A 17,486-nucleotide genomic window follows, 5' to 3' on the forward strand; every position below is an offset into this window, starting at 1 on the left:
ATGAATATGGAAGTTGAAAAAGGTAAAACCGCAAAATATCGGAAAGAAAAGAACCCTGTAGCCAAAGAGGTTATGGAGAACCTTAAATATTTTACAAAAACAAAAAAAATACTGATGGATGCTTTGAAAGAAGGGGATAAAACCGTTCCTCAACTATCCAAAGCACTAAATATACCTGGAGATGAGGTGTTGTATCAGTTGATGAGCTTGATGAAATACGGTTTTGTTGAAACAGGCGACCTTGATGATATGGACGAATATTTTTATTACAAAATAAAAGACAATGGCAAGGATAAATCCTAAATTCACAACTGAGTTGCAAAGCTATGGCGCTTTTGATACAAACGCATGTTATAATTGCGGGAATTGTACAGCTGTTTGCTCTTTGTCAGACGAAGACAACTCGTTTCCACGGAAAATGGTAAGATATAGCGTACTTGGTTTGGAAAATGAAATTCAAACTTCATTGGAACCTTGGTTGTGCTATTATTGTGGCGATTGCAGTGCAACGTGCCCACGTGAAGCAGAGCCAGGTGAATTAATGATGTCACTTCGCAGATACCTGACTTCAAAATATGATTGGACAGGGCTTTCAGGGATGTTGTATAAATCTCTAAGTACATCTGTTATTGCATTTGTTTTGTTGGCAGTAGGAGTAATTTGGTTTGCATTAAGTCTTAATTTTGAACCTGAATTATTATTGCATTACGGTCATTATTTTGAGATGTCGGCAATTGGTAGTGTTTTTCTACTGATTTTACTTCCGAATCTTATTCGTATGTGGAATATGGTAATCCGAAAACCAAAGGTGAATGTGTCATTCTCTGCTTATTTAAAATCATTTAGCGAACTGATTGTTCATATGTTTACCCAAAAAAGAACATTGGGTTGTGATGATAGTCAAACCCGTTGGTTTCAGCACTTAATCCTTGTAATTGGTTATTTATCATTGCTTTTCACAACAGTGTTTTTGGATTGGTTTGCAACCGACAGCAGTTTCATTCTGGTTTTGGGTTATCTCGAAAGTGCAGTTATTTTTTCAGTAACATTTATTTTCATGATTGGACGCCTTAACAAAAAAACGCAGGTGAGTAAAAATTCACATCCAAGCGACTGGTTTTTTGTAATCTGGCTATTTCTAATGGGATTGAGTGCTTTTGTTGTCCGTTTATTTATCGATTTAGATATTCTGGAAACTAATATTTGGATGTATTTAATTCATTTAACGATTCTTGTGCAGTGGGCTATTATTATAGTGCCTTTTGGGAAGTGGACACATTTTTTATATCGTTCGTTTGCTATGTATTTTGAGAAATTAAAAAGTCTTTCGGTGTCTTAATTAAAATTGTTTTAACAGGCTAATATTATTAATGGCTATTGTTTAAGTAAAGTGTCCTTGGATCTGCTTTTCATTCACTTTACTTTTTAAATGACGGGAATTAATTTAATAGTCTTGCTAAAGAATTTCAAGTTCGAAAGAATATTGCGGCCTCAAATCAGTTTTCTGATTTGAGGCCATTTTTTTTGTTGGTATTTGTTTTATTTATCTTTACGAAAGGTTAAATCAAGAAATAAAAATATTTAATCATGAGAAGAAAACTTGATCAACATTTACTGGATTCAATGAGTAAGAATCTGGGAAATTGGCATGGCCCGTTTTATTGCAACCGAAAAGATCCACGATTAATTGTCCCCAAATACAATCCGATGTTGGGCTGGACTTTTAATTTTGCAAATCCATATGCGTATCTGATTGTAGTTGCAATTGTGTTAATTATTGTAGGTTCTCAACTATTTTAGTGGTTCTACATCCATATAAATATCCTTACTCAAAAAGCTTATTCATAATTTTGGCAAATCAATTTTCTCCACGGAATTTGTTTTATATTTAGTTTTCTTAATTGGACACTTAATGATACGATCCCGGTACTTTATTATTTTAATCATATTTGTATTTATTACCACAGTCACGTTTGCCCAGTCGGGAGGTAAAACTGTTTCTGAACTTTTCTCGGAGGTAGAAATTTCGAAAAAGGTAAGATTGCTGGGAGACAAGTGCTGGAGTTTACGGGAAATTAATTCTGATTCTGCCATTATTCTTGGACAGCAGGCTTTGCAATTAGCGATTCAATATGATATAAAAAAAGAATTGCCAAGACTCTATGGGTTTATTGGGGTTGTTCAATTGCACTATTTATACAAAACTAAAGAATCAATTCCCTACCTGCATAGGGCTTTGGAGTATAGCCTGCAACAAAAAGACTCGGTGCAGCTGGCTTATTCATATAACAATTTAGGTGATTTATATCTATTAACTGGAAATATACCTTTAGCCTTAAAATTCTCCGAATATTCATTGCAAATATTCACGATTCTTAATCATGATGCGGGAAAATCATATGCATACGTGAATATGGGTTTGGTATATCGTGAGAAGAAAGATTTTGATTTGGCACTGGAATATTTTGAAAAGGCTAAATCATTATGGAAGGAGTTAGGAGATGAATTGGGGATGGGCTCGGTAACCTTGGAAATTGCGCGGACTTATGAAGCAAAAGGAGATCATGATATAGCAATGAAATATTATCAGCAGTCTTTTCAGAAAAGTCTGGGTTCAAGTAATGTCAGATATGCTGCTTTTTGTTTGTCAGGAATGGCTAATATATTTTATCTGAAAAGTGAGTACGATAAAGCGTTTGAATATTATCAGAAAGCATTGAAATTAAATCAGGAGCGCAGGCATAATTTTGGTATGGTTGATGATTATATCGGTTTGGCCTTAGTTTATGCTCATAAAAATGAACGTGCAGAGGCAGAGCTTGCATTGCATAAAGCGCTTGGTGTTGCCAGCAAATTAGGATTGAATTCCAAAATTCTAAAAACATATAGGGCATTTGTTGAACTTTATCAAATTGTTGATGATCAGTCAAATGCAATGGTGAGCTACGATAGGTTTTCATTGGTATACGATTCCATTTTTTCCATCCAGCAATTTGAGATTATTGAGGAGATGCAAAATAGATTTACGATTCGGCAAACTCTATCCGAAACAGAGCAGGAATTAGCATCCCGAAAATTTCAAGAATTATACTTGGTGATTATTATCATTCTGATGTTGATAATTGCTGTTATTCTTTATTGGCGTTATCAGTCACAGCGGAAATTGAATCTTAAGCTAGCCGAAATTAACCGGACAAAGGATAAATTATTCTCAGTAATTTCTCATGATTTAAAAAATCCGTTTAATTCTTTAATTGGATTTAGTGAGTTATTAATGGAGGAGAGCAGAGAAGGTGATTATCAAAATACAGAGAAGTTTGCCGGTTATATTCATCAGTCATCATTGGAAGGAATGAAGCTGTTGACCAATTTATTGGATTGGTCTAGATCACAAACAGGAGCTATTTCATTTTACCCGACATCAATATCATTTGATCAGCTGTTTGATGAGTTAAACAGTTTTTTTGAATCAGAGCAACAGCAATATAAGGTAAAGATTGAATTCAATAATTTAATTGAACAGAAGGTTATGGCCGATCCGGATATTCTTCGGACAATTTTAATTAATTTAATTTCCAACGCTATTAAATACACATATGAGGGTGGTTTGATTAGATTGGATGCGACTAAAACAAATTCTCATGTGAATATTAAAGTAAAAGACAATGGCACCGGGATGTCGCCGGATATTTTGAATAGATTATTTGATAATTCAAAAACAATAAATAGTACTCAAGGTTTGCACAACGAACAGGGAACCGGTTTGGGCTTAAGTATTTGTTTCGAATTAATTCGAATTCATAAGGGAACAATCAAAGTTAAAAGTGAATTGGGAAAGGGAAGTACTTTTGAAATCGAGTTTCCTGGTTAAAAGAAAGAATCATTCATGATTAAATATTTCTTTCTTATCTCCTAATTCTATTTTTTACTACATTTCTATGTTTTGTGGCTGACTCGTAAGCCAATTGTACCAATAGCAGATAAAGAGAGAAACTGACGAGGCTTCATTGATACAGGTTAAGGTTTGGAGCCTTAAATGTATTAAAAAAAGAATTATTTCAGGATTTATGAAGTGGAATTATTTTAGTGTTGCAGTGAAGTACAACGTGTGTCAAGATGCTTATTTACAAGTGTCTGGGTGGGATGCTATCTGTTTGATGTAAATACAATCGATTAAGCTATTTGGTGAAAATTGAATGCCAATGTTGTTTTTTTTATAACTTGCATATGTAGTTTGTATTAATTCAACCTTAATATTGAGCTGCAACGGACAAATAAAACCATGATGAAACAGTATAAAAGTTTAACTTTTCCTGCGCTTTTTTCGGAAACTGCAGCGAAATTCGGCAACTGTAATGCAATGGCCCTTGTTGGGCAAACTCCCTTTACTTATAACGAGGTTTATACAAATATTCAAGCCTTACTTGCATTTTTTGAGAAGTTGGGAATTAAACCGGGTGATAAAATTGCTCTGTTGAGCACGAACATGCCCAATTGGGGTATGGCCTACTATGCAACAACTTTTATGGGTGCAGTTGTTGTTCCAATGTTACCTGATTTTAGTCAGTTTGAGATTGAAAATATTTTAAGCCATTCTGAAGCAAAAGCTGTTTTTGTTTCGACAGGTTTGCGTTCTAAAATTAAAAACCTTAAAATTGAAACCTTACAATCGATTATTGCAATTGAAGATTTCAATTTAATTCATACAAATGAATCTTCACCGAAATTTGATCTTTCTGAAAAACCAAAGCAGGATTATCAGGTTTGTGAGGATGATATGGCTGCAATTATTTATACGTCTGGAACAACAGGCAACTCTAAGGGTGTTATGTTGTCTCATAAAAATATCTGCTCCAATGCTATTCTGTCAAAAACAATCCATCCTATAGATGAAACGGATCGTTTTCTTTCAATTTTACCTTTGTCGCACACCTATGAAAATACTTTGGGATATGTGATTCCGATGATTGCCGGTTCTTGTATCTATTATTTAGGAAAAGCTCCCGTGCCTTCATTATTATTGTCAGCATTTAAAGAAGTACGGCCAACCATCATGTTTTCGGTACCATTGATTATCGAGAAGATTTACAGGAGTAAAATTTTACCGTCGATTAATGGGAAAGCCGTTACCAAATATTTATATAAAATTCCGTTTTTCCGCAAGAAGCTGAATGCAATTGCCGGAAAAAAATTAATGGAAACCTTTGGTGGTAAATTAACCTTTTTTGGTATTGGCGGAGCTAAATTGAATTCTAAGGTTGAACTATTTTTGCGTGAAGCAAAATTTCCCTATGCAATTGGTTATGGATTAACAGAAACAGCACCATTAATTGCAGGATGTGGTCCGGCAATTACTAAATTTCAATCTACAGGGCCTGCTTTAGTCGGAGTTGAGCTGAAAATCAATAATCCAGACCCTGTTACTCAAATTGGAGAAGTATGGGCAAAGGGTGATAATGTGATGATGGGTTACTATAAAGAGCCCGAAAAAACCAAGGAGGTTTTAACCGAAGATGGTTGGTTTAAAACCGGCGACTTGGCAAAAATGGATAAAGACAATTATTTATATATCGAAGGTCGATTGAAAAATATGATTGTTGGATCAAGTGGAGAAAACATTTATCCGGAAGAAATAGAATCGGTAATCAATAACTTTAAACATGTAATAGAGTCTGTAGTTATTGAGCAGAAAGGAAAATTGGTTGCAATGGTTCATTTTAATTATGAGGAATTGGAACAGCAATATCAACATCTTAAAAAAGAGGTGGGGAATTATGTCGATGACACTGTTGATGAGTTAATGCAGGAATTACAGGTTTATGTGAATTCACGTGTAAATAAATTTTCGCAGGTTCAGTTAGTGATCGCCCAAATTGACCCATTTCAAAAAACGGCAACGCATAAAATAAAGCGGTTTCTATACCATTAGAAACAAAAAAGACTAAACTTCACCCCAAATGTTATACCTAACATTTGGGGTGTTTTTTTATAATCTGAAAATTTCTTGTTCTTTATGTTTTTAGACAGAAATAAGATCTTACTGTGTTTGTTATTTGTATGATAATCAGTGTTTAGTAGTGGGTGGTTTGCTTTGGTTTTTACATTCATAAAATAGATTGTTAGTATCTTGAATTAATATTGATACATTTGTTTCGCGATTTGGCAATATCATATCCCTTGATCTGATATTAAAGAGGGAATCCGGTTTGAGTCCGGAACTGTACCCGCAGCTGTAATCTCTATACCAAACTCTGTTGCATGATGTCACTGTATCTTATGGAAGATATGGGAAGGCGCAACAAGAGGGAGAAAGTCAGAAAACCTGCCTAAAAGCAATTTTGTTTAATCGACACTTTCGGGACTAAAAGTAAGATTATGAAGAAAATTACTAAATCTATGCCTGCGGGGCATATTATGCTTGGTTCATTATTTCGGAACCAAATTTTCAAATTCAGATCAGTTACAGATGACTCTCTGTTCATCTCGTTTGTTGCTAAAGCAAACAGGTTGATGATCATATTAATTAAAGAAGCAAAGGCTGAAAAACGTCATTTGCAAAATTTTAATTTTTGGAGTCAATTTCTATTCCCAATTAATACAATTTAATAATTCAGCTTGTTTTTCACAACAGGTTAGAATTGATGTGCTCATAATTAAAGGCAAACATAGGTTTGAATCCTTTAAAATCAATATAATATGATACGCGAAAGAGGTAAAGTAAGCATTGTTGGAGCTGGGCCAGGTGATCCGGAATTAATTACACTGAAGGCAATCAGAGCCATTGAAAATGCAGAAGTTGTTTTATACGATTATTTGGTAAACAAGGAATTGCTAGGATATTGCAAACCTGATTGTCAGATTGTTTACGTTGGTAAAAAGAACAAACAACACACCTATCCTCAGGAGGAAATTAATAAAATGCTGATTGAGTTTGGCTTATCGGGAAAAAAAATTGCTCGTTTAAAAGGTGGCGACCCATTTGTTTTCGGACGGGGAGCTGAAGAAATACTTGGTTTGCAGGAGCATGATATTGAATTTGAGGTGATTCCGGGAATTACAGCTGGGGTTGCGGTTCCCGGAGCAGCAGGTATTCCCGTTACATTGAGAAATGTGGCTTCTTCAGTAGCTTTTTTCACAGGACATCAGTGCGAAAATCACAAAACAGAAATTCAGTGGGATAAGATTGCTGTGGGTATTGATACTCTGGTTTTCTATATGGGGGTGACTCAGGCTCCACGAATTGTTCGTAATCTGATGGCAAATGGCAGGAAACCGGAAACACCGGTTGCAATGATTCGTTGGGGAACTTTGCCGGAACAGGAAGTAATGAAAGGAACTTTAGAAAATATTGTGGCAAAGATGGAACAGCACGACTTTAAGCCACCGGCAATTTTTATTGTTGGGGAGGTAGTTGCTTATTCAGAACAATTATCACCATTGATTAATCAAATGGCCAAAACAGAAATTTGATAGCTATGAACAGAAAAGGAATTTTATTATGTGGGCATGGAACCCGCAAAGAAAGGGGCGCGAAAGCATTTCAAGAGTTTGCGGAGCGATTTGCATCTCAAACTACGCATTATGAGGTTGAATTTGGATTTTTGGAGCTTTCGGAGCCGGATTTTGAAACAGGAGTAAAACGATTGGTTGAAAAAGGTGTGACAGAGATTATTGCTGTTCCAGTATTTCTTTTTACCGGAGTACATATGGAAAGAGATATTCCTTACGCTCTAAAAAGCTTTCAGGAAAAATATAAGGTGAAAATTCAGTTGGCCAATTACATCGGAACATGCAATGAAATGGTTGAGTATGGAGTGCAGCTAATAAATGAAACTCTTGAAGCTAAGGATTGGAAGAGCGACGAGACTGCATTCCTTGGATTAGGTATTGGAGCTTCCAAAGCTGAGGCTAATGGAGATTTGGCGAAAATGACCCGATTAATTCAGGAAAAATACAAGTATCCATTTGCCATTAATGCTTACACAAGCAGCATGACTTATCCGGCATTGCCTGTGGTATTGGATTGGTTGAAGGTTTTGCCGTTCAAAAATATTATGATGTTACCATTTGTATTCTTTCCAGGAGTTTATATGGATAAAGCATACGAGATAATGGAACATTTTGCAAAAGAAAACCCGGATAAGAACATCGAAATTGCACCTCTGTTAGGTGATGCAAATGGATTGTTTGAGGTATTAAATGCAAGATTACAGGAAGTGTTGGATGGAAAAGTTGATCTAATAATGAGTACTGATTTAACTGGAGTAGAACCACATCATCATCACGGACACGATCACGGGCATTGTCACGGACAAAGTCATGATCAAGGACATCATCATCATCATTAATTCTAATACGAGATAAAAGATATGAGCGGAAAAGTGTTTGGAGTGGCCTTAGGCCCTGGAGATCCTGAGTTAATTACGGTGAAAGCTTTGAACTGTTTGAAGAAATCAGAGAAGATTTACTATCCGGCAACGCAATCATCAAAAGGAAATCAGGATAGTTTTTCATTGGTGATTTTGAAACAACTGGGTGTAGAAGAGAACAAGTTTGTTCCGATTACAGTGCCGATGAGCAAGGATCGATCGGCGGCAGAAAAAGCATATGCAGATTTGTTTCTGAAAGTGCAGAAGGATGTTGGAGAGGGCAAACAGGTAGTAGTGGTGAGCGAAGGAGATATTTCATTTTTCAGTACTTTTTCCTATTTACTTGAAGATTTCAGGAAGAATAGTGTCGATTTTGAGATGATTCCGGGAGTTCCGGCTTTTATTTTGGGAGGATCAGCAGGAAAACTGGCATTGGCAACTCAGAACGATAAATTATTAATAGCTCCAGACATAGAGGATGAAGAGGAACTGAAATCTCTGCTGGAGCAGAACCAAACTGTCGTTTTGATGAAGTTATCAATGGTTCGTGATTGGATTAAAGTATTCATTCAAAATAGTGATCTGAAGTTCTTTTACGGTGAATATTTAGGAACTCAAAAGCAGTTTACCTGCACCGATATGGAAAGTTTGAAGGACAGGAAAATTCCATACTTCGCCATTTTAATTTTTTACGGAAATAAATAATATATCATGCCAAATAGATTAGGAAAAATAACCGTTGCAGGCCTTGGACCAGGAAGTCCGGATCTGTTTTTAAATCCGGCAATAGATGCAATAAGAGAAGCCGATGTGGTGATCGGATACAAATATTATTTCCAGTTCATAGAATCATTTCTGAAAAAAGGAACAGAATGTATGGATACGGGAATGCGTCAGGAAGTGCAGCGCGCCGAAAAGGCATTTGAATTGGCTGAAACAGGGAAAGATGTTGTTGTGATCAGCTCTGGCGATGCCGGCATTTACGGAATGGCATCGCTTGTTTTCGAAATGGCTGAGAAAACACAATCGAAAGTAGAGCTAAAAGTCATACCCGGGATTTCTGCTTTTCAGGCTGCTGCGGCAAAATTGGGAGCTCCACTTAGTCACGATTTGGTGATACTTTCCTTGTCGGATTTACTGACCAATTATGCTTTGATCGAGAAGAGAATAAAGGCAGCTGCGATGGGCGATTTCGTAACTGCAATTTACAATCCGAAAAGCAATAAAAGATATTGGCAATTGTATCGTTTACGGGAACTGTTTTTGGAAGAACGAGAAGAAACAACACCAGTTGCCATTGTGCGCCAGGTGGCTCGTGCCGAAGAACAAATTACTTTGACAAACCTACGCGATTTTGATCCTGAAATGGTAGACATGTTTTCGCTGGTGATTGTTGGGAATTCGCAAAGCTATATTTCAGGTGATCGGTTTATTACACCACGTGGATACTACAGTAAAGAAGAACAGGAGGGAAGACCGGGTCCTTTGATTATGCAGGAAAGCTTTCGAACAATTGCTGCAGAATTGAAAGAAATGGATTTACCCTTGGAAACGAAATGGATTCTTTTGCATTGCATTCATACTTCGGCAGACTTTGAATTGGCTGAGATTTTAAAAGTACAGAACGATGCAACTCCAAAATTGAATGAATACCTCCAAAAAGGAGGTGTAATCATTACTGATGTTACTATGGTTCAGTCGGGAATTCGCAAAAAAGCCTGCGAGAGAATGGGCGTTGAGATCAAATGTTATTTGCACGATCCCCGCACCATGGAATTGTCCGTAAAACATGGTATCACCCGCACTCAGGCGGGAATTCGTTTGGCAGTAGAGGAGCATCCCGACGCTTTGTATGTATTTGGAAATGCGCCAACAGCATTGATTGAATTAACTGACTTAATGAGAAGTAAAAACATTCAGCCAGCCGGGATCATAGCGGCTCCGGTTGGATTTGTGAATGTAAAAGAATCAAAACACAGAGTGAAGAGTTTTACAGATTTACCCGCTGTTATTATTGAAGGACGAAAAGGTGGTTCTACCTTAGCTGCAACCATTGTGAATGCCATTTTAAGCTTGGAAGATGCTTACGATTTAAAACCCGGAAGAGATGTTTAATTTTTACATCATTGGCATACCAGACCGAATGGAAGTAAGTCTATCTGATGAGGTGAAGGAGGTGCTGCAAAATCATCACTATTTCTCGGGAGGAAAGCGCCACAGAAATTTGGTTGCTTCTTATTTGCCTGAAAATGCCAAATGGATTGATGTTGTTATTCCATTGGAGGGAACCTTTCTTGTTTACGAGCAGATAGATGAACCCATTGTTGTGATTGCATCCGGAGATCCATTATTTTTTGGTATCGGTAACACGATCAAGTGCCGTTTTCCGGATGCAAAAATAAAGGTTTACCCTTATTTCAACAGTTTACAGTTGCTGGCACATGAGTTTCAATTGGCTTATGGCGAAATGACAATTTGCACCCTGACCGGAAGAAATTGGGTGAATTTGGATCAGGAGTTGATTCGCGGTAAAAAATGCATTGGTGTTCTTACCGATAAGAGAAAAACACCGGCCACAATTGCAGCAAGAATGCTGGATGCCGGTTTCGACAATTACAAGGTGATTGTAGGTTCAAAACTGGGAGGAGAAGAACAATATTGTACAGAAATTTCATTGCATGAGGTTGTTGGTAAGGACTTTGCTCATCCAAATTGTTTGATTCTAATTCAGGAGAGGGAGATCAAACGGACATTGGGCATTCACGAGGCTGATTTTCACATTCTGGAAGGCAGGCCAAAGATGATAACCAAGCGAAGCATCCGATTGAATTCCATTTCATTTTTGGAATTGAATAATGCAAAACACCTTTGGGATGTAGGATATTGCACGGGTTCGGTTTCTATTGAAGCCAAGCAGTTTGCCCCGCATTTGCAGGTGACTGCTTTTGAACGCAGAGAAGAATCGAAAGAGCTTTTGAAGCTGAATCAACGAAAATTTTGCGTGCCTGGAATAGATGGCATTCACGGTGATTTTTTCAATATTGATTTGTCTGCAATTCAAAGTCCGGATCGGATCTTTATTGGCGGGCACGGAGGTAAATTAAACGAAATGATGAATCGGTTGTGTGCTGTTTTGCACGATGATGGGATCATTGTTTTTAATGCGGTTAGCGAAGCAACCAAGCAGGATTTTCTGAAGGCAGCAAAAGAGCTTCAAATGGAGATTACCGATCAGATGATTATACAGCAGGATGATCACAACCCGATTGTAATATTTCAGGCTAAAAAAAGGAATTAACCACAAAGGAAAACGAAGGATAGCACGAAGTAACACAAAGAAAATAATTAAGAAAAAGCTATTGGCGACAGGCTAATAGCTAAAAGAAAAAATACATGAGCAATACATTCATCATTATCAATAACAGTTTTGCTATAGCAACTGCCGAACGCATTGTTGCAAAAATGGAAGGAAGTACGATTGTTTCTGTTGCCGGATATCCGGGCAGCAATAAAATTTCTTCTTTACCGGATTTTCTTTCAGAATCTTTTCAGGTTGCCGATTTGCTGATTTTTATTGGAGCTATGGGCATTTGCGTAAGAAGTATTGCTCCTTTTATCCAGAATAAAGCGATAGATCCGGCAGTAATCAATATCGATTTGCATGGGAAATATGTGCAGTCGGTTTTGTCGGGACACAAAGGTGGTGCGAATGAGTACGCTCAGCAAATTGCTGAAATCACCAATGGAACGGCGATAATTACAACAGCAAGTGATACATTGGAGGTATGGCCATTGGATATCTTTGGCAAAAAATATAACTGGACGAATGAATATCAGAATGTTTCTGAGAACGATTTGATTGCTGCCTTTGTAAATCAGAAGAAAACAGCATTACTTTTAGAGGTGAAAAACGGGGGGACGCAAAGCTTGCAGGATTCCTGTCCTGATTTTGTGGAGGTTTTCTATCAATTTGATCAGATTAAACAGGAAGATTTTGATTTGCTGATAGCTGTGACTCCCACATTGTACGAAACAAATATTCCAAGTTTGTTTTTCCGCCCTAAGTGCATCGTGGTTGGTACCGGTGCACAAAAAGGAATTGGAGTAGAAGCTTTTGAAAATGAATTAAGATCCCGGTTTGAGGCAAACCGCTTGGCTTTTGCATCCTTAAAAAGCATTCACAGTATCACTGTAAAGGCCAACGAAGAGGCTTATAAACAATTCAGCGAGACAACTAATTTATCCTTCATTACTTATTCTTCCGAAGAATTAAATGAGAAGGAAGGTGAAGTTTCCTATTCTGCGGCAGCGCATCGTGAAGTGGGAGCTGTAAATGTATCCGAGGCATCGGCATTGATCGCCAGCGGAGCAAATACACTGCTTCAAACCAAGAGCAAGCACGTTGATGCCAATGGAAAGCATTTTACCCTGGCTTTGGCCATGGATGCTGAGCAGGAGCGGAAAGGCGAAATTTTTATTGTTGGTGCGGGGCCGGGTGCACCCGATTTAATTTCCGTTCGAGGCAAGAGTCTTTTGAAACGAGCTGATTTGATTTTATATGCCGGAAGTTTGGTGCCAAGGGAATTAACCAATTATGGGAAAACTTCCTGTGTGATTCGAAACTCTGCAGATTTAACTCTCGAAGAGCAGTTTGATGTGATGAAAGAGCATTACGATCGGGGTGGATTGGTTGTGCGTTTGCATACTGGTGATCCTTGCATTTACGGTGCTATTCAGGAACAAATGAATTTCTTCGATCAGCACGAAATGGATTATGAAATTGTTCCGGGTATTTCCTCCTTTCAGGCTGCAGCTGCACGTTTAAAGTCGCAATTTACGATTCCCGAAAAGGTTCAATCTATCATCTTGACTCGTGGAGAAGGCAGAACGCCGATGCCACCAAGAGAGCAATTGGCTGAGTTCGCTAAATTCCAGAGCACGATCTGTTTGTTTTTAAGTGTGACTTTAGTGGATAAACTGCAGGCTGATTTATTGGAAGGATATCCGGAGAATACACCAGTGGCCATCTGTCACAAATTAACCTGGAAAGAGGAAAAGATTTGGAGAGGTGAATTGAAAGATCTGGCAAAAATTGTGAAGGAAAACAAACTATCCTTAACCGTAATGATTGTGGTTGGTGAAGCCATTGGAAACCGGAAAAACAGATCTTTATTATATGACCCTAAATTTACTCACGGTTGTCGAAAAGGTATTAATAGTTAGTAATCAACAATGAATAATTGTTAGTTCTGACGGGGCAAAAAAGAGAAAATTAATTGGAATGAAAATATTATTATTCGGGGGAACGACTGAGGGGAAAGCAACATCTAACTGGTTGGATGATTTAGAGATTCCGCATTTTTACTCAACAAAAACGAGTTCGGGAAATTACGAATCCAGATTCGGACAGCGAATTTGTGGTGCGATGAATGTGGAAGAGATTTGTACCTTTTGTTTGGAAAATGAAATTGATTTACTGATAGATGCCGCACATCCTTTTGCAGAAGTCTTGCATCACAGTATTGTGGAGTCGGCCAATCAGGCAAGTCTGCCGGTAATTAGAGTGGAGCGCGATGCAGTACCTCGAATTAATAGCAAATGGATACAATATCACCACAGTTTGGTATCGATATTGACAGATTTGCATTCCCAAAAGTATAAAAATATACTTTCGCTGGTTGGCGTAAAAGCCATACCGGTGATTCATAAAATCGTGCCAAATGCTAATATATGGTATCGGATTCTTGATTTTCCTTCTTCACTGGAAATTGCCCAAAAGGCAGGTGTTGAAATGGAAAAGGTTATTGTTTCGGATGCATTTGATGGAATGGAATCCATTGAAAATTTATTGGTTGATGAGGGAATTGAAGCCATGATTACGAAAGAGAGTGGCTACTCGGGTTTGTTGGATCAGAAAATGGATTTGGCGGTAAAACATCAAATTCCATTGTACGTGATTGCCCGACCCGACTTACCCAACTACGATGAGACGATAAGTAATCGGGAAAGGCTGCAGAAATATTTGAAGAATCGGTTTGGATTGGAGCGAAAAGAATTGGCTCATGGTTTTACTTCGGGGACTTGTGCTGCAATAGCTACGAAAGCGGCCCTAAAATTACTCTTAGGAGAAGAATTGCAGCTAAAAGAGCGCATTGCTTTGCCCGATGGTGGAATTTGTGAAATGCAATTGCATCAGAACAGATTCATGGAAGATTTTGCTTTGTGTTCGGTGGTGAAAAACTCCGGCGACGATCCGGATATTACCGATGGAATGGAAATCGGCGCCTGCCTGAGGTGGAATGATGTGAATTGCATTCGTTTTGTGAAAGGGGAAGGAGTGGGAACGGTTACTTTAAATGGTTTGGGAATTCCCTTAGGCGAACCGGCAGTAAATCCTGTTCCCCGAAAGATGATTGCATTCGAATTGGAACAAATTCTGGAAGAGTATGATATTAATAGAGGTATTGATGTTTCGGTATTTGTGCCCGTAGGTAAAAAACTGGGAGCGAAGACTTTTAATCCCAAGCTGGGAATTGTTGATGGCATTTCCATCATCGGAACTACCGGAAGAATTAAGCCTTACTCGTTGGAAGCTTATGTGCAAACCATTCAAAAACAGTTGAACTTGGCTGTGCTGAACGGGAACAAACACATTGTGGTAAATTCCGGAGGAAGAAGCGAACGATATCTGAAAGAGAAGTTTCCTGATTTGGGCGATTTGGCTTTCCTGCAATATGGGAATTTTATTGGCGAAATGCTGCAAACAATTAATGCTTCGGGTGCCGAAAAAGTAAGCATGGGAATCATGACTGGCAAAGCAGTGAAACTGGCTGCCGGACATCTGGATACACACAGCAGTAAGGTTGTTTTAGATCATAATTTTCTGATGGGATTGGCAAGAGATTGCAGTTATTCCGAAGAGATTATTCAACAAATTGGAGAAATTAAAATGGCGCGGGAACTGGAAGAATTAGTTCCATTTATGGGAGATGAACCATTTTTTAAAGCTGTAAAATTTAAATGTGAAAAGGTTTGTAAGCAAGTTATTACAGACTGCAGTTTCGAGCTTCTTTTAATCAGCAATAATGGAGTTATTATTTAGAGTTATGAATTTCAAAAAAAATGATTAAAACAGGAATAGGCAGGAAACAGTATTTAAGATTCTGTAATAACTACTACATACTAAATTAAATATGAGAAAAAAACTATTTGTACTACTTGCGTTTTCACTTCCTTTTCAGGGATTTAGCATGCATATAATGGAAGGCTATCTGCCGGCAGGCTGGTCTGTTTTTTGGACCGTGGTTTATTTGCCATTTTTTGTTTGGGGTGTAAAGGTGATTCAGAAAATAGTAATAAAACATCCTGAGCTAAAAATGCTTTTGGCATTGGCGGCGGCTTTTGCCTTTGTATTGTCGGCATTAAAATTGCCATCGGTTACCGGCAGCAGTTCGCATCCTACCGGTGTTGGTTTGGGCGTATTGTTGTTTGGCCCGATTGTAATGAGTGTGTTGGGTGTTTTGGTTCTTATTTTTCAGGTGTTGCTGTTGGCGCATGGTGGCATTACCACTTTGGGCGCTAATGCATTTTCGATGGCATTGGCCGGTCCGGTGGTAACATTTGGTATTTATAAATTGTGCGCCAAATTGAAATGCAACCGCTCTGTTTCCATTTTTTTAGCTGCATGTCTGGGCGATTTAACTACCTATACAGTTACAGCCTTGCAGTTAGCCCTGGCCCATCCCGATACGCATACCGGTGTAGCCGGAGCTTTTGTGAAATTTGCATCTATTTTTAGCTTAACGCAAATTCCAATTGCTGTTGTTGAAGGATTAATCACTGTTTTGGTGATGAACATTCTGATTAAAAATGTACCGGATTGGGAAGGAATAAAACTGAATCTTCAAGCTCCTAAATTGTAAGCATATGTTGAAATTTGTTCTTAAAAATCAAAATAAATTCCTGTTTTTGGCAATAATTGCCATTCTAATTGGTGTTTTTGTTTACGTTGGTGATTCTGAATTTGGAGGTGCCGACGGACATGCCGAAGAATATATTACAGAAGCCAATCCTGATTACAAACCGTGGTTTTCGAATATTTGGGAGCCTCCAGGAGCCGAAATTGAAAGTTTACTATTTGCGTTGCAGGCAGCTTTTGGAGCTGGGGTTGTTTGTTATGTATTAGGATATTATAGAGGGAAGAAGGCAGTTAAAAGGCTCAGTTAACAATTAGAAATTTATAATTATTGTTAGTGCAAGGAATTGCCAATAGGCGAAGGGATGGATTTTTACTAATTACTCATTACTAATTTTTAATTCAAATAAGTGTTTATAAGCGAACAATACATACTAAGAAAACCGATATTCGGATTGTACAGCATGGAAAAGTTTATTCTTTTTATGGTGCTTCTTAATTGTGCTTTGCTTTCCGGGAATTTGTATATGCATTTGTTTCTGATATCATTGATTTCAATTGGCTTTTTAACTCATGGAATTGACCTGATAAAACTGCTTCGTTTAATTGCCTTGCCTTTTGGATTTATTGTATTGGGAAGTATTTCAATCGCTTTTTCTCTGCATGCCGATCCCGAAAACAGTCTGTTTTGCTTCGATAGCATGGGATTGTGTATTGGTTTGGAAACGGCAGGATTGCACAAGGCTTTGGATTTGTTTTTTAAGGCAATGGCGGCTGTAATGGCTCTAAATTACCTAATTCTTTCCTGTTCCCTGTCAGAACTTAACGATATAGGACGAAAATTGAAAATCCCTTTGATTTTGCGTGAATTATTTGTCTTAATCTATCGTTACATTTCATTGCTTTTTACTTTTACGGGTCAGGTTCACATTGCGCAGCGAAACCGTCTGGGTTATGCCAGGCGAAAACAATCCATTTCATCGGCAGGGATGTTGTTTTCCTCTGTTTTTATCAAAAGTCTTCTGTTTTCGGATCGGAGTCTGGAAGCGCTTCAGTCAAGAGGTTATCACGGCGAATTTTATTTTCGGCAGCAAAAGGAAGTCTTGAGATTAAAACAGGTTTTATCGATGTTGGTATTTGGAATCCTGTTACTTTTTCTTGATAATTATTCAAACTTGTTCGATCTGATTTCTCACATCTAA

Annotated in this window: 16 protein-coding genes and 1 riboswitch; all 16 genes read left to right on the forward strand. The window is 37.9% G+C overall.

Annotation, left to right across the window (positions count from 1 at the left end):
• The first annotated feature begins 6 nt into the window (after positions 1-6).
• Positions 7-303: a helix-turn-helix domain-containing protein gene (locus ACKU4N_RS09170; RefSeq protein ID WP_124994212.1), complete on the forward strand. Its 297-nt coding sequence runs from the start codon at positions 7-9 to the stop codon at positions 301-303.
• Positions 284-1,339 (forward strand): 4Fe-4S dicluster domain-containing protein, encoded by a 1,056-nt coding sequence (locus ACKU4N_RS09175; RefSeq protein ID WP_321322603.1) that lies wholly within the window; start codon positions 284-286, stop codon positions 1,337-1,339. The genes ACKU4N_RS09170 and ACKU4N_RS09175 overlap by 20 nt, the downstream gene beginning before the upstream one ends.
• A 248-nt stretch (positions 1,340-1,587) precedes the next feature.
• Positions 1,588-1,800 (forward strand): DUF5808 domain-containing protein, encoded by a 213-nt coding sequence (locus ACKU4N_RS09180; protein WP_321322604.1) that lies wholly within the window; start codon positions 1,588-1,590, stop codon positions 1,798-1,800.
• Between the two features lie 112 nt (positions 1,801-1,912).
• Entirely contained in the window at positions 1,913-3,871 is a 1,959-nt protein-coding gene (locus ACKU4N_RS09185; protein ID WP_321322605.1) for a tetratricopeptide repeat-containing sensor histidine kinase, read from the forward strand.
• A 414-nt stretch (positions 3,872-4,285) separates the two neighbouring features.
• Positions 4,286-5,929 (forward strand): AMP-binding protein, encoded by a 1,644-nt coding sequence (locus tag ACKU4N_RS09190; RefSeq protein WP_321322606.1) that lies wholly within the window; start codon positions 4,286-4,288, stop codon positions 5,927-5,929.
• A gap of 214 nt (positions 5,930-6,143) precedes the next feature.
• Positions 6,144-6,345, forward strand: a riboswitch (cobalamin riboswitch).
• Between the two features lie 30 nt (positions 6,346-6,375).
• On the forward strand, positions 6,376-6,606 hold the full coding sequence (locus tag ACKU4N_RS09195; protein ID WP_124994207.1) for a hypothetical protein: 231 nt from the start codon (positions 6,376-6,378) through the stop codon (positions 6,604-6,606).
• 90 nt (positions 6,607-6,696) lie between these two features.
• Positions 6,697-7,470, forward strand: a complete 774-nt coding sequence (gene cobA / locus ACKU4N_RS09200) for a uroporphyrinogen-III C-methyltransferase (RefSeq protein WP_321322607.1) — start codon at positions 6,697-6,699, stop codon at positions 7,468-7,470.
• Positions 7,471-7,475: 5 nt separating this feature from the next.
• Positions 7,476-8,348 carry a sirohydrochlorin chelatase gene (locus ACKU4N_RS09205; RefSeq protein ID WP_321322608.1) on the forward strand — a complete coding sequence of 291 codons (873 nt, stop codon included), beginning with the start codon at positions 7,476-7,478 and terminating at the stop codon, positions 8,346-8,348.
• A gap of 21 nt (positions 8,349-8,369) precedes the next feature.
• Positions 8,370-9,074, forward strand: coding sequence for a precorrin-2 C(20)-methyltransferase (gene cobI, locus ACKU4N_RS09210; protein WP_156196434.1), 705 nt, complete (start codon positions 8,370-8,372; stop codon positions 9,072-9,074).
• 6 nt (positions 9,075-9,080) lie between these two features.
• Positions 9,081-10,484 (forward strand): precorrin-3B C(17)-methyltransferase, encoded by a 1,404-nt coding sequence (cobJ, locus tag ACKU4N_RS09215; RefSeq protein WP_321322609.1) that lies wholly within the window; start codon positions 9,081-9,083, stop codon positions 10,482-10,484.
• Positions 10,477-11,667 carry a precorrin-6y C5,15-methyltransferase (decarboxylating) subunit CbiE gene (gene cbiE, locus ACKU4N_RS09220; protein WP_321322610.1) on the forward strand — a complete coding sequence of 397 codons (1,191 nt, stop codon included), beginning with the start codon at positions 10,477-10,479 and terminating at the stop codon, positions 11,665-11,667. Before cobJ ends, cbiE begins: the two co-directional genes overlap by 8 nt.
• A 95-nt stretch (positions 11,668-11,762) precedes the next feature.
• Entirely contained in the window at positions 11,763-13,592 is a 1,830-nt protein-coding gene (gene cobM / locus ACKU4N_RS09225; RefSeq protein WP_321322611.1) for a precorrin-4 C(11)-methyltransferase, read from the forward strand.
• A 58-nt stretch (positions 13,593-13,650) separates the two neighbouring features.
• Positions 13,651-15,471 (forward strand): cobalt-precorrin-5B (C(1))-methyltransferase CbiD, encoded by a 1,821-nt coding sequence (gene cbiD, locus ACKU4N_RS09230; protein ID WP_321322612.1) that lies wholly within the window; start codon positions 13,651-13,653, stop codon positions 15,469-15,471.
• A 91-nt stretch (positions 15,472-15,562) separates the two neighbouring features.
• Positions 15,563-16,291: an energy-coupling factor ABC transporter permease gene (locus tag ACKU4N_RS09235; RefSeq protein WP_321322613.1), complete on the forward strand. Its 729-nt coding sequence runs from the start codon at positions 15,563-15,565 to the stop codon at positions 16,289-16,291.
• Positions 16,292-16,295: 4 nt separating this feature from the next.
• Complete coding sequence (locus ACKU4N_RS09240; RefSeq protein ID WP_124994198.1) at positions 16,296-16,595, forward strand: energy-coupling factor ABC transporter substrate-binding protein; 300 nt, start codon at positions 16,296-16,298, stop codon at positions 16,593-16,595.
• Between the two features lie 153 nt (positions 16,596-16,748).
• Complete coding sequence (gene cbiQ, locus ACKU4N_RS09245; RefSeq protein ID WP_321322614.1) at positions 16,749-17,486, forward strand: cobalt ECF transporter T component CbiQ; 738 nt, start codon at positions 16,749-16,751, stop codon at positions 17,484-17,486.

The sequence above is a fragment of the Labilibaculum sp. genome (genome assembly GCF_963664555.1).
GTDB lineage: Bacteria > Bacteroidota > Bacteroidia > Bacteroidales > Marinifilaceae > Labilibaculum.

Coding starts and splice junctions, on each gene's coding strand:
- ACKU4N_RS09240 (WP_124994198.1), top strand. CDS start 16,296: ATGTTGAAATTTGTTCTTAAAAATCAAAATAAATTCCTGTTTTTGGCA.
- ACKU4N_RS09195 (WP_124994207.1), top strand. CDS start 6,376: ATGAAGAAAATTACTAAATCTATGCCTGCGGGGCATATTATGCTTGGT.
- cbiD (WP_321322612.1), top strand. CDS start 13,651: ATGAAAATATTATTATTCGGGGGAACGACTGAGGGGAAAGCAACATCT.
- cobI (WP_156196434.1), top strand. CDS start 8,370: ATGAGCGGAAAAGTGTTTGGAGTGGCCTTAGGCCCTGGAGATCCTGAG.
- cobM (WP_321322611.1), top strand. CDS start 11,763: ATGAGCAATACATTCATCATTATCAATAACAGTTTTGCTATAGCAACT.
- ACKU4N_RS09235 (WP_321322613.1), top strand. CDS start 15,563: ATGAGAAAAAAACTATTTGTACTACTTGCGTTTTCACTTCCTTTTCAG.
- cobJ (WP_321322609.1), top strand. CDS start 9,081: ATGCCAAATAGATTAGGAAAAATAACCGTTGCAGGCCTTGGACCAGGA.
- ACKU4N_RS09205 (WP_321322608.1), top strand. CDS start 7,476: ATGAACAGAAAAGGAATTTTATTATGTGGGCATGGAACCCGCAAAGAA.
- ACKU4N_RS09175 (WP_321322603.1), top strand. CDS start 284: ATGGCAAGGATAAATCCTAAATTCACAACTGAGTTGCAAAGCTATGGC.
- ACKU4N_RS09180 (WP_321322604.1), top strand. CDS start 1,588: ATGAGAAGAAAACTTGATCAACATTTACTGGATTCAATGAGTAAGAAT.
- ACKU4N_RS09170 (WP_124994212.1), top strand. CDS start 7: ATGGAAGTTGAAAAAGGTAAAACCGCAAAATATCGGAAAGAAAAGAAC.
- cobA (WP_321322607.1), top strand. CDS start 6,697: ATGATACGCGAAAGAGGTAAAGTAAGCATTGTTGGAGCTGGGCCAGGT.
- ACKU4N_RS09185 (WP_321322605.1), top strand. CDS start 1,913: ATGATACGATCCCGGTACTTTATTATTTTAATCATATTTGTATTTATT.
- cbiE (WP_321322610.1), top strand. CDS start 10,477: ATGTTTAATTTTTACATCATTGGCATACCAGACCGAATGGAAGTAAGT.
- cbiQ (WP_321322614.1), top strand. CDS start 16,749: ATGGAAAAGTTTATTCTTTTTATGGTGCTTCTTAATTGTGCTTTGCTT.
- ACKU4N_RS09190 (WP_321322606.1), top strand. CDS start 4,286: ATGAAACAGTATAAAAGTTTAACTTTTCCTGCGCTTTTTTCGGAAACT.